The organism is Pseudoalteromonas sp. SR41-8 (genome assembly GCF_014163915.1).
GTDB lineage: Bacteria > Pseudomonadota > Gammaproteobacteria > Enterobacterales > Alteromonadaceae > Pseudoalteromonas > Pseudoalteromonas rhizosphaerae.
The window spans coordinates 278432-292921 of record NZ_JACJEE010000001.1; the positions used below are offsets into that span (position 1 = coordinate 278432).

The window sequence follows — 14490 nt, forward strand, 5'->3', positions numbered from 1 at the left end:
TATTGCTATTTTTGTATCTCATGGTTAGCTATAGAATAAGCTAACCAGAAATCAGAATCGTTATGCCAGCGTTGATAGACGTTAATTATCAACTACGCTTTGTTGCCCATATGCCTTTATCAATGCCTTTGATGACTAGATCACTGAGGGCTTTTTCAATTGCTTGGGTTACGCAAATACTCATCGGTTCGTTATCACTAAAACCCGCTTCGGCTTCGGCTAAACGTTTATAACTAACATAACGGAAAAACCCTGCGCGCATTTCTTGGCTGAGCACTTTTTTGCTGGTGGCTACGGACAATAATACTTGCCCAGTACGCACGTCTACGGCACGTAAGTAAATAGAGATAGCATCTTCGCGGTAGAGTTCTGACGCGCCGATGCCAAAATATTCCATGCCAAAACCACCGGTTTTTACATTGGTGTCGTAGCTAATTATACCGCCTTCTAAAATGATTTTAGCGGTGGTCAGTGGTGGTAATTCAACAGCATTTGGCTGTTCGGCTTGGGCGGCACGAATAATTTTTCTTTCAGTCAGAATATTTTGCAAACCTTCACGTTCAACCGGAATAAACCAATCAGATTCGTGTAGCGCTTGTATTAAGATGGAATTAGCCCCTTGAGTGACGGCGGTTGAAAATGAACTAACATTGCCTTGCGGTTTATATTGGCCCGTTTGATCACGAAAAGAATATACCGATACGGCGATACTGCCAGCAGGTGTTGGTAACTGTTGAAGTGCTTTAAAGGTTTCAGTGGGGGTTAAACTTGCGGCCAACTGTTGCGAAGGTGGGATCAAATTGCCCATGCTACTGCATGCGGATAATGCCAGGGTAAGTACTGCAATAAATAGCGCTTTCATTTAGCTAAACCTCGGTACTTCAATGACCACGACACTGTTGTCAGTGGTGTTGGTTATTCGCACTGTAATTGAATCTACGGTACTGGTGATCACTTGAATTTCGTAATCACCACTTAAAAAAATTGAATCTTGGTTAAAAATACTTTCATCTATATCTTCACCAAAGGCAATATCAGTGATCTCTCTTACCATGCGGTTTAAGTAGGTACGTTCTAGAGAATCTTGAAATTTCTCAGCGTAGCTTTGTTCAATTATTGGTGCTTTATGTTTATTTTGCGCTTGCGCTTTATTTAATAGCATACTGGCATTGAGTGGACTACCTCCGAAACTTGGATTAATGGGGGTATACACAAGCTCAGTTGCAGATACCGATAAGGGGAGTAATATCATTATAGTTGTTGTTATATATTTTCTTGAGTCGGGGGCCATTTTACCATCCATTTTTTGCCATATCGGGCGAAGCTTTATGTAAATTAGAGCGCGCCATCGCATCCATAACACTGTATAAAGCGTGTTCTACACGCTCATCAATAGGCTCCAAGCGACGCCCTAAATAGGTTACATATACAATTTGATTATTCATTACTAAGGTCAGTTTTGTGCCAGCCCGAGGAAGTACGGTCTCTTTTATTTCTATATTAAAACCAGCGGTTGAGGGTAGGTCGCGCCAAAGGTTTGAAAATTCAAAATAAAACTGGTGACCAAAGCGACTAATGCTGCGATCGAGCACTAGGCCATCTATTTCTAATTCGTCAGCGCCTTGAGATAAGTGGCTAAAGGTAGTTAAAAAAAGCAGGCTTAGCGCGGTAATAAGCGTTCTAACTAATGTCATGTTTAATATGGGGGGACGTGCCCCCCAATATCCTTATTCTTGGCTCACAGTTGCTGTGTTGTAATCGCCCACTTGGGTGATCACGACTGAAGTGTTAGAAGCGGTAATAGCACCTTCAACTAAGTTGCCATTGCCTACTTGTGTGACTGTGAAGTTGATGTTGTCACCACCAACGATAAATGCACCCGTATCGATACCTGCTACCATATTCATATCGCCTTGCTGCGAAATATCAATAGAATGGTTGCTGCCTTCCATAACTAAATCAATCGCATTCAGATCGCCACTTTGGCTAAAATCAACGCTATTGTTATTACTATTTAGCACACTTGCAAAGGTTAATGTTGCTTCATTTGTGCTGCCTAATTGACTGATATTAATGTCATTATCGTTTGAATTAAGCGATGTGTCAGGGTACGAAGATTGAATTAAAGCGGTATTCATGTCACCGGCTTGAGCTAAATCAACGTCGTTGCCTTGACCATTAAAATTAGCGATGTGAGCGCTGTTTTCGTTACCAATTTGAACGCTTGAGAATTCATTATCAGCGCCAATTGTGCCCAAGTAGGTCTCGTTCATTGAGCCATTTTGCATAACAGTGAGTTCATTGTTATCACCTAATACATCAGCCCCAACTTGATTATTATCTTGTTGTTGATCAACCGAAACTTGATTGTCATTACCGGCAAATAACTCAGATGTGAAGGTATTGGTATTACCTTCTTGATCGATTGATAGGGTGTTTTCGTTTCCTTCAACACTTGCAAAAGTCGCAGTATTTGAATCACCCGCTTGTTCGATGTCTAAGCTGTTTTCATCGCCGCGAACAGAAGTAACCGTAACGCCGTTGAAATTACCTTCTTGTGCTATTACTACTTCATTCGTATTACCAACGAGTTCAGTAAGTGTAAAAGCGTTAAACAAGCCGTTTTGAGTAACTTCAATGGTGTTTTCGTCACCACTAATAGTTGCCAGCGTTGCTTCATTTAAAAGGCCTGCTTGAGATGCGCTAATTTTGTTGCTATTACCTTGCAAATCCAAATTATAAAACCAATGGCCGCCATCTTGCTGAGTAACTGCAATGTCGTTAGCATCACCTTGAACTACGTTAATCGCTTCGTTATTAATACCAAAAAAGCCCGTGCCAAACTGCGCAACATTGACTGAGTTATCATCGCCTGTTATGTCTGATAGAGCGCCATTAACTTCACCATCTTGGCTGTGACTTAGGGTGTTGTTATCGCCTATTACGTACGTTAAAGACAAGTTTTGAATTTGTTTTTGATCAACATTAATGCTGTTGTTATCGCCTAAACTTGTTACGTTTGCTTCAAGGCCATCACCTTGTTGCGTGACCATTACATCGTTACCCATACCTTGCAATGATGTTTGTTCAATAGTGAGGACATTGCCTACCGCAGTAGTTGACACTTGACTTGCTAATACAGAGGTTGATTGGTTTTTATCGTCGATATTTGCGTGTGCAACAAAGCTTGAACTTAATGCAACTGCGATTGCACATGTCAATAAAGATTTATTTAACTTCATGATTTTTCCTTAACTTATAATTATTAGAGCAGTCATTAATGGGTTGTGGATACCTTAATGTTCTGCATAGTTTGTTCGGCATGCCTTGCCGATTTAAGTTTTGTGATATCAAGAGCAAAAAGCTCACTCATACAAAAGTGAGTGAAGAATTATATTGCTATGCAGTGTTGTGTTTTATGCAATTAATGCTTTTTTACTTACGCACTGCTACCAATTGACGGTTAACTTTATTGTGTAAACGTAATATTCGAAATCATCTCTTTTTATGATTTTTAATCTACTTTCTTTTCAATTGCTTACTTGTTTTCCACCGTAATCAGCTTGGAATGTTGAATAATCTGGTAATAAAAGATGAGGCGAGTAAGGCATCTACTGAGCGCTAATTACTCATAAAAACGATTGTGTTGTTAATAAATTGACCGTTAAAAACAGTGTTAAAGACTGGTTTTTTAGTAATTTATTGAATTTTTCTTGTCTAGTTTAGGTTTTCTCTGTCATTTATGGTGCTTGCCAGTGATATTTCAAAAGTAGTGAAGTTAGCGAAACTTAGTAACAAAGCTAAGTTAATATTTCTAACTATGGATACAAAATATGAAAACTAAATTATCTATTTTAAGCTTGGCTATTTTGCCATGTTTAGCTGCAGCACAAGTAACAACCATTGCTGCAGAGCCTTCAGCACGAGCTTCTCAAGACTCATTGCTTGTTATGTATAAAAAAGGCACTTCTGTGGCAATGCGAAGTCAAGCCCGCAGTTTAGTAAAAGCTAAAGTAAGTGATTTAAATAAAGATGGTGTTGATGATAACTATTCGTCGATTTTATCTGGTCGTCTAGCTAAGTTTGAAGTAACTGGCATGAGCACCAAGCAAGCAATTAAATTACTGCAAACACATGCCGCGGTTGAATATGTTGAGCCAGATTATCGCGTGAGCATTGCTACGGCTCCTAATGACCCTGATTTTTCAAAGTTGTGGGGATTACACAATGAAGGCCAATCTGGTGGAACGGCCGATGCGGATATAGATGCACTCGAAGCATGGTCAATTACAACAGGTGGTAAAGATGTCGTTGTGGGCGTTATCGATACTGGTGTAGATCACAGTCATAGTGATTTAACGGCAAATATGTGGATAAATCCGAATGAAATCGCAGGCGATGGCATCGATAATGATGGTAATGGCTACATTGATGACGTGCATGGTATTAATGCCATTACAAATGTTGGCGACCCAATGGATGACCAAGGTCACGGTACGCATGTCTCAGGGACAATCGGCGCTGCAGGTAATAACAATAATGGTGTTGTGGGTGTTAATCATGAAGCGGCGATTGTTGGTTGTAAGTTCTTAGATGCATCAGGCAGTGGCTCTACATCCGACGCTATTAAGTGTATTGACTATATGGTGAGTCTGAAAAATGCGGGTGTAAATGTTCGCGTACTAAATAATAGTTGGGGCGGTGGTGGCTTTAGCCAAGCGCTTGCTGATGCGATAACCGCCAGCGAACAAGCTGACATTTTATTTGTTGCCGCTGCAGGTAATGACGCCGTTGATAATGATCAAAATCCACATTATCCATCCAATTATGAGCATGAAAGCGTGTTGTCAGTGGCCAGCACTGATCGTAACGATAATATGTCAGACTTTTCACAGTGGGGTTTAACCAGTGTTGATTTAGGCGCACCAGGGAGCGCTATTTTATCAACCGTACCGGGTAATGGTTATGCCACTTACTCTGGTACATCAATGGCCACACCGCATGTTGCGGGTGTCGCTGCTTTGGTACTATCACTCAATCCTGACTTATCAACAAGTGAGCTTAAACAGCTGCTTATGGATAGTGGCGATGATAATGCACAACTGGCAGGGAAGACCGTATCGGGCAAACGCTTAAACGCTAATCAAGCTCTTGAGCAGGCAGACCCTACACCAAGCTTTAAACTATCTGTTACACCAACAGCTCAGCAGATCACTGCCGGTGAAACGGCAACATATACATTTGAAATTGGCTCAATTGCCCAGTGGCAAGGGGTTGTAGACCTTGAATTAATTGGCGATTTAGCTGGTGCTAGTTTATCAGCAAACACTGCAACGCCTGGTGATGTGGTGATACTTAGTGTGCCAACTCAAGAGTCAACACAATGGGGGCGCTATGACTTTAGCGTAAATGCATCTTCTGGCGAGTTGGCTAAGCAGAAGTCAGTAAGCTTATTAGTTGATCCTGTTGGCTTAAATGATTTTACCTATACGAATGATACCGCAGTAGCAATCCCCGATAACAATGTTGACGGTGTTGATTCTGTGATCACCGTAAATGATCCACTGACTGTTTTTGCAACTCAAGCGAGTATTGATATTTCACATACTTACATTGGTGATTTAATCGTTACGTTAACCTCGCCTAGAGGAACAAGTTCTACATTGCATAGTCAGTCAGGCGGTAGCGCAGAGGATATAGTACAAAGCTACTCTTTAGCTGATTTTAATGGCGAAGTGGCAACGGGTGATTGGGTATTACATGTTGAAGATACCTATGCGGCAGATACTGGCACACTGAATAATTGGTCACTTACATTTAGTGCAATTGGTGAGGTAACCCCGCAGCCACCACAAGCTGATTTTGACTATGATGCACAAGCTTTAACAGTCTCGTTTACGGATTCAAGCAGCGATGCAAATAACGATATTACACAATGGAGCTGGGACTTTGGTGATGGTGCAACTTCAACAGATGCAAATCCAGTTCACGCTTATGCGCAATCAGGTAACTACCAAGTAACATTAACTGTAACCGATAGTGAAGGTAATACTGATTCGTCAGTACAGACCGTGGTTGTGAGTGATGTTGCAATTGCGTTGAGTTTAACCCGCGCGAATAAAACCCGCTTAAACACTATGCGTGTTGATCTTAGCTGGGAGCAAGTGGGTGCTCAATCACTTAATGTATATCGCAATGGTGAGTTTGTAGGAACAACGACTGATAACGGCCGTCACCGTGACTTCTTACGTAATGCAACTTTGCCAGCCTATGATTACCAAGTTTGTGTTACAGCAGATGTATGTTCAAATATCGTAACAGTGACATTTGAATAAGTGCACTTAACATTTAAATAATTCCCCGTGAAGTCCCAAGCCTTGCTGTTCCCCTGCAAGGCTTTTTTATTGCCTACTATATTGTTCCTGATAGTTAAACTCTGCACTTCAAACATCTAATAATATTATCAGATAGTCGTATTGTGGATTTTAACAGGCTCTGCTAACGTTCAACGATTACCCATAGTTTGAAATTCGGGGCGACTGACAACGCGCTCTATATTACAAAAAGAGAAACGTGCTTATGATCATCTTTTTTATCTGCCTGACTATTTTAATATTAGGTTACAAGTTCTACAGTCCCTTTGTAGAAAAACAAGCTGGTATGGACGCCACCATTGATACACCACAAAAACGTTTTAGCGAAGGTGTTGACTATGTTGCAATTCATCCTGTTCGTGCGTTTTTAATTCAGTTTTTAAATATTGCAGGGGTAGGCCCAATATTTGGCCCTATTCTCGGTGCTCTATATGGACCAATTGCTTTGGTCTGGATCGTACTCGGTAATGTATTAGGTGGAGCTGTACACGACTTCTACTCAGGTGTTATGAGTATCAAAGAGGATGGTAAAAGCCTACCAGAAATTGCAGGTAAATATTACAACGTTGTATTTAAAGGCTTTATGTTAATATTTACGGCGATGTTACTGTTTTTTGTCGGCGTGGTATTCATAATGAGCCCCGCTGGATTATTAAGCAACTTAGACGTATTTAAAGATACTATATTTGCCAATAATACCTTTTGGGTTTTGGCTATTTTGGCTTATTACTTTTTAGCTACTTTACTGCCAATTGATAAAATCATTACTAAATTTTACCCTGTTTTTGGTTTATTAATGATTGTGATGACGGTTGCAATTGCTGTATCACTGTTAATTAATGCGCCGCATTTACCGGTAGCTGGTGATTTTTTAGCGTATTTTGAAGCTGATCATGCCCATGACTTTTTAACTCCAAATCCAGATGGATTACCTACGTGGCCGTTATTGTTTATTACCATAACCTGTGGTGCTATTAGTGGTTTTCATTCTACGCAAGCACCAATTATTGCACGTTGCCTAACTAACGAAAAATACGTTCGTCCAGTTTATTATGGCGCAATGATGTGTGAAGGTATTGTTGGTTGTGTATGGGCATTAGCGGGTATTGCTGCTTTCCCAGAAGGCTATGCAGGTTTAAAAGCAATGCTTGATTTAGGCGGCCCAGGTTTGGTGGTTAACCATATAGCAAACAGTTATTTAGGTGTGTTTGGTGGTATTATGGCGATTATTGCAGTAGCAGTATTCCCAATTACCTCAGGCGATACGGCGTTTCGTTCACTTCGTTTAACAGTGGTTGATGCGTTTAGTATTCCGCAAAGTTTGCGTAATCGTTTATTGCTAGCAATCCCTATTTTAACGATTGCCTACTTTATGACTAAGCTTGATTTCTCTGTGATTTGGCGCTACTTCGCATTCTCAAATATGCTGCTTTCTACGAGTGTGTTATGGCTTGCGACTAAGTACTTATTTGACCGTGGAACATTTCACTGGATTGCCAGTGTACCTGCAGTCATCGCTACAGCAGTGACCTTGTCATACATAATGACTGCGGCAATAGGGTTAAACTTATCAAGTGATTTAGGTAAACCGATTGGTGCAGCAGTGGCGGTAATAGGCTTTATAGTACTAGCGATAGTGCATTCAAAGCATAAAGTGCGTGCAGTTTAATAAATCGTAATCTTAATAATGTAAAAGCGAGCCTTATGAAGGCTCGCTTTTTTATGTTTAATCGAGTTGTAATTTAGTTAATAGCTTTATCAACTTTTTGATCACTAACCGTTCAGGCAAACTATTAGCCGCTAAAAAGTAGCTTGCTCAAAGTAGCGAATATCATCAAGGGTGTTGCTGATCATCATTGCGCCCTCTAATAAACTCACTGTTTTAATCGCAGCACGTTCAGGATTAAGCTCTCCATTTATTTTATGTGCTTGAGTTAACCAGGCTAAATTTTTAATGAAAAAGCGCTTTACTTCATCGCGCACTTTATCAGGAAGGCTGTCACTTTGTGCGCCAAGTAAGCCACATAAACACATTTTTTTATCCATCACTAACGCATTTCTAAATAATTGCGTGTAAATATCGATTGGATTTTTACCGTTTGCTTTATGTGCCTCCGGTTCGCCAAGCACAGCGATAAAGGCATCAGTGTATTGATGCGCGAGTTCAGCACCTAAATCAGCTTTGGTCGGAAAATGATAATGCACACTCGCACTTTTAATACCAATTTCATTCGCCAACTCTCTAAAGCTAAAATTGCTATAGCCACCAAGTCTAACCTTATTTTCTGCTGCTTTTAACAGGGCTGCTTTTTTTGTCATTTTAAAACTTCCTTCATATCGCTGCAAAAAATTATCAACCAGTAGGTAGTTATTTTCAAGCTCTTTTATTTTTAGTTTGCAAAGATCGAGATCTTAATATAAATTACCTATCAGTAGGTAGGTAATTTGATCTTGCCAATATTAGTTCAAACTGTTGTTAAAAATATAAAGAGATAATTATGAAAATTTATGACGTAGAAAACTTTCCTAATCCATTACGTGTACGTATTGCACTTGCTGAAAAAAATGCGACTGACAAAGTAGAATTTGTTGCTGTTGATTTATTAAATGGTGAGCATCGTACTGAAGCCTTTTTAGCTAAAAACCCCTTAGCAGGCGTGCCTGTTTTAGAGCTAGATGATGGAACGTTTATAGCAGAATGCACCGCGATTACTGAATACATTGATAGTGCTTTTGCTGGCCCTTCATTAACCGGTGTTGAGGCAAAAGAACGCGCGGTGATTAATATGATGCAAAAGCGTGCGGAGTCAATGGTCCTTGATGCTGTAGCAACTTACTTTCATCATGCAACGGATGGCTTAGGCCCAGCACTTGAAACCTATCAAAATGTTGCTTGGGGAGAAAAGCAAGGTGAAAAAGCGCGCCAAGGCTTTGTTTATTTTAATACAGTGTTAGCCAATTCTGCTTATGTTGCCGGTGAGAATTTTAGTGTTGCAGATATTACTTTGTACGCCGGTCTGGTGTTTGCAGGATTTGCGAAAATTGCTATTCCTAGTGAGCTATCACATTTAATTGCATGGCAACAAAAGGTCTCTCAACGTCCAAGCATTGCCGCTTAGTTATCAATTTATAATGTGGAGCTACTTATGAAAATTGCAGCTGATTTTAGCGAACGTGTTGTTGTGCATAGCGAATCGTTAGAATGGATAGCCTCACCGATGGCGGGTGTTGATAGGCGTCCACTTGATAGAGTGGGCGATGAGGTTGCACGCGCAACCAGCATTGTACGTTATGCGCCAAACAGCCATTTTTCTGCCCATACACATACCGGCGGTGAAGAATTTATTGTGCTTGAAGGTGTTTTTCAAGATGAACATGGTGATTTCCCCAAGGGTTCTTATATTCGTAATCCGCCTGAGTCAAAACATACACCAAGCTCTGAAAACGGGTGCGTTATATTTGTAAAATTATGGCAGTTTCAGCCAGAGGACAGAGAGCATGTTCGCTTGCAAACTAATACCATGCACGGTGTTCCTCACCCTGAGTTTAGTGATGTAAATGTAGCTCCTCTTTATAAAGACGCCTTTGAAGAGGTGAGTATTTTAGCATTTGCACCTAACAGTGAAATATCGTTAAACGCCTTGGGTGGGGGCGAGCTTTTAGTTCTTGAAGGCTCGCTTGAAGAGCAGGGCGATACATTAGTAAAACACAGCTGGTTAAGAGTGCCGCCTAACAGCGAAATTAAAGCAATAGCAGGCAGTGAAGGAGCCAGAGTTTGGCTTAAAATCGGTCATTTAACAGATGTTGAAAACCAAATAGCACGGCTTAAAAATGCATAATTAAGCATTTAATTAAAATAGGCACAATAAAAGTATATGTGCCTGTTTTTTGATCTACTTCACTATTGGTTACTAAGCTATCACCTATACTCAATGCTCATTTTATTGCGGAGTTCGGGTTATGGTAAATTTAACACACGGCTTATCTATTGGTATTGAGCGCTCTGGTTGCGAGTTTTTTTTAACCTTAAAAGCCATAGGCACACTCACTCACAAAGATTATGAAGTGATTACGCCGATGATAGACTCTGCGCTTGGCGAAGTTAAACATCCAATTGTTAATGTACTCATAGATGGAACTGAGCTTGATGGCTGGGAACTTAGAGCCGCATGGGATGATTTAAAACTTGGCTTAAAACACAACAAAGAGTTTAAAAAAATAGCCATATACGGCAACAAAGACTGGCAATCAACCATCGCTAAATTAGGCAGTTGGTTTGTATCAGGTGAAATTCAATATTTTGAGAACGCCACTGCGGCTTTAGAATAGTTAAAAAGTAATGATGAAGAAGTAGATGCTTAAATAAAGGCCATAATCGGCCTTTATTTTTAAAGTATTTATACCAATTCGCTTAATTAAGTGATCTATTTTGAGGCTGGAAAAACGTGTTGATAGCTAGGCAAAAAATTTGCTATTTAGTTGTTCTAAATGAGAATTTTTTAACGCAGATAGCGACACGTTTAGCCCCGTAAAATTATTAAGTATTATTGCGGATTGGTATTATACTTCTTGAAGTGTAGGTAATGCTGGAAAAGCCCCCTTGGCTAAGCAGGCTTTAGAGCCACAGCGAAGGCCGAAATTTAAAGCGCGTTTTACTATTTGCTGATTGTTGAGTTTATCCGTGAGCAATATATTTTCATCATTATGATTTAAATAATACAAAACCCCGGCAATAAACGCATCGCCCGCACTGGTGGTATCAACCGCCGTAATAATTGGTGCAGCTTCAGTAAATGTAAATACGTTATGGTAAACCGTTGCCGGTGCAGGGCCATCGGTTAAAAATACCAATTTAACACCTGTATCTAAAATAGATTGTAAATAATCATCAGGTGCTTGCTGTGTTTGCTCAGCTAAAAAGTTCAGCTCATCACGCGATAGCTTAACAATATCGCAATAGGCGTAACACGCGTGTACATTTTGCTCAATGTCATTGCTATTTTGCCACAAGCTATAGCGTAAATTCACATCAAAGCTGACTAGCTTATGGTTCTTTTTAGCCAGCTTTAAAGCATTGATCGTGGTGCGCGCAATGGCTAAATTAGTTAACGTGTTGGAACAAAAGTGTAGGGTACTCAATTCATCCCATTTGATATGGTTTAAATGCTCACTCGTTAACAGTAAATCGGCGGTATTGTGGCGATAAAAATTAAAGCTGCGTTCACCGGTTTCATCCAAACTGACAATAACCACGGCCGTTTGAGAGTCTTTAATTGTAAATAAGTACTCTGTACTTACCTTATATTGCGCAAGCGATTTACTTAATTGTTTAGCAAAATAGTCATCGCCCATACCGCCACAAAAAGCCGCTTTGCCGCCCAGTTTGGCATAACCTACCGCTACATTGGCAGGAGCGCCGCCAGCAATGGGCAAATAAGCACTGTTTTGAGAATCTTGCGGCAGCATATCAATAAGCAGCTCGCCAAGGCTAAGTAATTTGGTCATATTGTAAATCCTAAAAAACCTAGCAAGGGCTAGGTCAAAAGTAGTGGGAGAGTCTTTCAAGGTAAATAGATGTTAGGAGATCAAGCGCTGAAAATACATTCTTCAGCGCTTAAAAATACTAAAGCTCGGTTAATTAAATAGGTATTTAAGTGTTAGTGACGTTGTACGGCCGTTAATAGTGCGGGCACGAATAATATTATTATCTGGGATAGAACCTTCTTCGGCTTCAGTAATACCGACTGTATCAAATAGGTTATTTACATTAAGCGCGATGCTAAGGTTTTCAGATAAATCGTAGCTTACAAAGCCATTTACTTGGGTGTAACCATCAAATTTAAGGTCGTTGTTGTCTTGAGCGTATGCATCGGTAGTACCAATAAAGCTTACACCAGCTGCACCTTTCTCGTAGCTATAACGCGCCATTAGTGAGTAAATTAAATCTGCTTGGCGTCGAGGCGTATTACCTTCTACTTCCGGTGTTAGTGCATCTTTAACGATTTCAGCATCGGTCCAGGTTAAGTTACCGCGAAAATCCCACGCATCGATGAAGTAAGTTGATTCAATCTCAATCCCTTTGGCTTCGTATTCACGGTCGAAAAAGGTTTGTGATGTAGCTTCAAAATTTTGCTCTTCAGTTTCTGCATAAAAAGCAGTTGCAAATACAGAGAAGGAATCAAAACGTTTTTTAACCCCAAACTCATATTGATTAACTTCATCTACAGCATCTTCTTTCGCAACAGAGCCATCTGCACGTACTTTACCAAATAAAAGTCGGTCAGCATTCGCTCGTCCGCCTTTACTGATACGAGCAAATGTTGCCAGACTTGGGTCAATTTGATAGTTAGCACCAATTGAATAAGATGTGTAGTTCCAGTCGTAGTTAACTGGGCTGGCATTAGTAATATCAATGCCTGCAACATTTTGTTCAGGAACGGATATTTCACCATCACGATTCATATCAACTGTAGAGGTTACTGCACCTGCGTAATTACCGCGAGCTTCGCCACTATCGTAACGGGCACTTGCATCAATACTTACATCGCCAAGTTTTGTAGAAAATGCAACGTACGGGGCGCGAGTGTCGTATTCTGTGTCGTAATCACGCTGACAACAGTTACCCCAAAAAGGTGTTCCGTATGCGTATAAACCATTTTCAGAAAACTCAGTACCATCGGCAGCTGTGACATTTAATAAGGCTGCGTTATCGCCCTTAAGCTCCATTAGATAAGAGTTCCATAACCACGACATGGCAATGTTTTGCGTTGATGCGTAGTAACCAAACGTAATGCTGGTGTCGTCATCGAGCGATTTAGTCAATTTAAAGTCGTTCACAATAGAGTCAAAGTCGTTCATTGTGACGTCAAACGTATGAATACGCATTGCTAAATTGTCATTAAATGCAGCCCCAGTATTTGCATTGCTGAGTGTTGCACCTGCGCCGCCAATACTTTCTGCAATCGACGTTGAACTGCCTACTTCAGCAGGAATAAGTGAATTAAAGTTACCGCTTACAGATGATTTACGAAAACGGTTTTCGATACGCCAATCATTATCTAAGTCAAATACTGCTTCAAAGCCAATTGAGTCAACTTTAGGGTTCATACCGTCGCGAATATCGCCACTGCTAATTTGGTTTTCGCCGTTTAGACGCACTGTTTTTGTAAATAATGCCGAGTGTGGTGTATCCGATTGTGCGTCAAACCCAGGGATAGAATCGCCATTTGCATACATTGGCATCGGTAAGTAACCTACGCTTTTATCATCTAAATGCTTGTAATAAATTCGAACATAGCCGTTTTCAAAATCTTTGGTTAGGTTGGCTTTAATTTGCCCGCCTTTATTTGATGTGTAACCTGTTTCGCGTGGACCTTCACCTTGGCGAACAAAGCCACCGACATGAAAACGTACACTATCGCTTAGGTAAGTACCGTATTCAAAGTCTGTACGAACGCTATCGTAATCGAGGCCCAGAGTAGTTGATACGCTGCCTGATTCGTTTTCACCATTTTTAGAAATAAAGTTAATAATGCCACCAGGTGCATTACTTGCAGCCGTCGATGCTGAGCCGCCACGAATTGATTCGATTGTTTGTACGGTATTATCTAAGCGCATAAAAATATCAGCGTTACCAAAAGCGATATCACCGTATTGCAGTACAGGTAAACCGTCTTCTTGTAATTGTAAAAATTTCGCACCGCCAGATGCCACAGGTAAACCACGCACAGCAATGTTTGCGTTACCTTCACCACCGGTCGATTCTGCGCGAATACCCGGAATGATTCTAAACGCCTCAGCGGTTGAGCGAGGTGTAGACACTTCAACCTGTTCAAGCGACAAGCTACTGACTGATACGCTTGATGCCATAATCGTTGTACGACGTGGTACACCAGTTACAACGATTGTTTCAAGACCTTTGTTAGCTTGTACTTGAGAATTTTGATCTTCTTGTTGCGCATGTACGCCTTGGCTTACTGCAAGTGCTAATGCACTGATTAAATATAAAGGTGTGTTGTGTGTTGTCATGGTTACGCCTCGTTATGTTGAACCCAATTGGATTTGTATTTTTACTTAATCGATTAAGTAAAAATAACAAATATTTTACAAGAAGCAA

General features: G+C 40.5%; 12 protein-coding genes. 5 read left to right on the forward strand and 7 right to left on the reverse strand.

The genetic code is table 11. The features are described 5' to 3' along the window. Positions 1-88 precede the first annotated feature (88 nt). The 4 genes from H5162_RS01185 to H5162_RS01200 are packed head-to-tail and all read right to left on the reverse strand — an operon-like array spanning position 89 to position 3242. Entirely contained in the window at positions 89-862 is a 774-nt protein-coding gene (locus H5162_RS01185) for a CsgG/HfaB family protein (protein ID WP_145234530.1), read from the reverse strand. Then, positions 863-1303 (reverse strand): curli assembly protein CsgF, encoded by a 441-nt coding sequence (locus tag H5162_RS01190; protein ID WP_145234528.1) that lies wholly within the window; start codon positions 1301-1303, stop codon positions 863-865. Then, positions 1293-1694, reverse strand: a complete 402-nt coding sequence (locus H5162_RS01195; RefSeq protein WP_145234525.1) for a curli production assembly/transport protein CsgE — start codon at positions 1692-1694, stop codon at positions 1293-1295. The genes H5162_RS01190 and H5162_RS01195 overlap by 11 nt, the downstream gene beginning before the upstream one ends. A gap of 33 nt (positions 1695-1727) precedes the next feature. Then, a complete protein-coding gene (locus tag H5162_RS01200) occupies positions 1728-3242 on the reverse strand; it encodes a curlin (protein WP_182777410.1) in 1515 nt (504 codons plus the stop codon). A gap of 591 nt (positions 3243-3833) precedes the next feature. Between H5162_RS01200 and H5162_RS01205 the strand changes: the two genes are divergently transcribed. Both H5162_RS01205 and H5162_RS01210 read left to right on the forward strand, forming a co-directional pair. Next, complete coding sequence (locus H5162_RS01205; RefSeq protein WP_182757475.1) at positions 3834-6335, forward strand: S8 family serine peptidase; 2502 nt, start codon at positions 3834-3836, stop codon at positions 6333-6335. Positions 6336-6579: 244 nt separating this feature from the next. Then, on the forward strand, positions 6580-8043 hold the full coding sequence (locus H5162_RS01210) for a carbon starvation protein A (RefSeq protein WP_145234518.1): 1464 nt from the start codon (positions 6580-6582) through the stop codon (positions 8041-8043). 131 nt (positions 8044-8174) lie between these two features. Here the strand turns inward: H5162_RS01210 and H5162_RS01215 are convergent, their stop codons facing one another. Then, a complete protein-coding gene (locus tag H5162_RS01215) occupies positions 8175-8693 on the reverse strand; it encodes a TetR/AcrR family transcriptional regulator (RefSeq protein WP_182730804.1) in 519 nt (172 codons plus the stop codon). A gap of 179 nt (positions 8694-8872) precedes the next feature. On the opposite strand from H5162_RS01215, the gene H5162_RS01220 reads away from it, so the two are divergent. The 3 genes from H5162_RS01220 to H5162_RS01230 all read left to right on the forward strand — a co-directional run bounded on the left by H5162_RS01220 (position 8873) and on the right by H5162_RS01230 (position 10703). After that, positions 8873-9493, forward strand: a complete 621-nt coding sequence (locus tag H5162_RS01220; RefSeq protein WP_182777412.1) for a glutathione S-transferase — start codon at positions 8873-8875, stop codon at positions 9491-9493. Between the two features lie 27 nt (positions 9494-9520). After that, positions 9521-10213, forward strand: a complete 693-nt coding sequence (locus tag H5162_RS01225; protein ID WP_145234512.1) for a cupin domain-containing protein — start codon at positions 9521-9523, stop codon at positions 10211-10213. Positions 10214-10334: 121 nt separating this feature from the next. Further along, positions 10335-10703, forward strand: coding sequence for an STAS/SEC14 domain-containing protein (locus H5162_RS01230; protein ID WP_182777414.1), 369 nt, complete (start codon positions 10335-10337; stop codon positions 10701-10703). 231 nt (positions 10704-10934) lie between these two features. On the opposite strand, the gene H5162_RS01235 is transcribed toward H5162_RS01230, so the two are convergent. Together H5162_RS01235 and H5162_RS01240 are read right to left on the reverse strand one after the other, a co-directional pair. Beyond that, the gene (locus H5162_RS01235) at positions 10935-11879 is read right to left on the reverse strand and encodes a carbohydrate kinase (RefSeq protein ID WP_182730801.1); all 945 of its coding nucleotides are present in this window, start codon (positions 11877-11879) and stop codon (positions 10935-10937) included. Positions 11880-12008: 129 nt separating this feature from the next. Beyond that, the gene (locus H5162_RS01240) at positions 12009-14402 is read right to left on the reverse strand and encodes a TonB-dependent siderophore receptor (protein ID WP_182777416.1); all 2394 of its coding nucleotides are present in this window, start codon (positions 14400-14402) and stop codon (positions 12009-12011) included. Positions 14403-14490 lie beyond the last annotated feature (88 nt).

Bases quoted from the DNA above. Each gene is read 5' to 3' on its own strand.
- H5162_RS01225 (WP_145234512.1), top strand. From the start codon at position 9,521: ATGAAAATTGCAGCTGATTTTAGCGAACGTGTTGTTGTGCATAGCGAA.
- H5162_RS01210 (WP_145234518.1), top strand. From the start codon at position 6,580: ATGATCATCTTTTTTATCTGCCTGACTATTTTAATATTAGGTTACAAG.
- H5162_RS01215 (WP_182730804.1), bottom strand. From the start codon at position 8,693: ATGACAAAAAAAGCAGCCCTGTTAAAAGCAGCAGAAAATAAGGTTAGA.
- H5162_RS01185 (WP_145234530.1), bottom strand. From the start codon at position 862: ATGAAAGCGCTATTTATTGCAGTACTTACCCTGGCATTATCCGCATGC.
- H5162_RS01190 (WP_145234528.1), bottom strand. From the start codon at position 1,303: ATGGATGGTAAAATGGCCCCCGACTCAAGAAAATATATAACAACAACT.
- H5162_RS01195 (WP_145234525.1), bottom strand. From the start codon at position 1,694: ATGACATTAGTTAGAACGCTTATTACCGCGCTAAGCCTGCTTTTTTTA.
- H5162_RS01240 (WP_182777416.1), bottom strand. From the start codon at position 14,402: ATGACAACACACAACACACCTTTATATTTAATCAGTGCATTAGCACTT.
- H5162_RS01200 (WP_182777410.1), bottom strand. From the start codon at position 3,242: ATGAAGTTAAATAAATCTTTATTGACATGTGCAATCGCAGTTGCATTA.
- H5162_RS01230 (WP_182777414.1), top strand. From the start codon at position 10,335: ATGGTAAATTTAACACACGGCTTATCTATTGGTATTGAGCGCTCTGGT.
- H5162_RS01205 (WP_182757475.1), top strand. From the start codon at position 3,834: ATGAAAACTAAATTATCTATTTTAAGCTTGGCTATTTTGCCATGTTTA.
- H5162_RS01220 (WP_182777412.1), top strand. From the start codon at position 8,873: ATGAAAATTTATGACGTAGAAAACTTTCCTAATCCATTACGTGTACGT.
- H5162_RS01235 (WP_182730801.1), bottom strand. From the start codon at position 11,879: ATGACCAAATTACTTAGCCTTGGCGAGCTGCTTATTGATATGCTGCCG.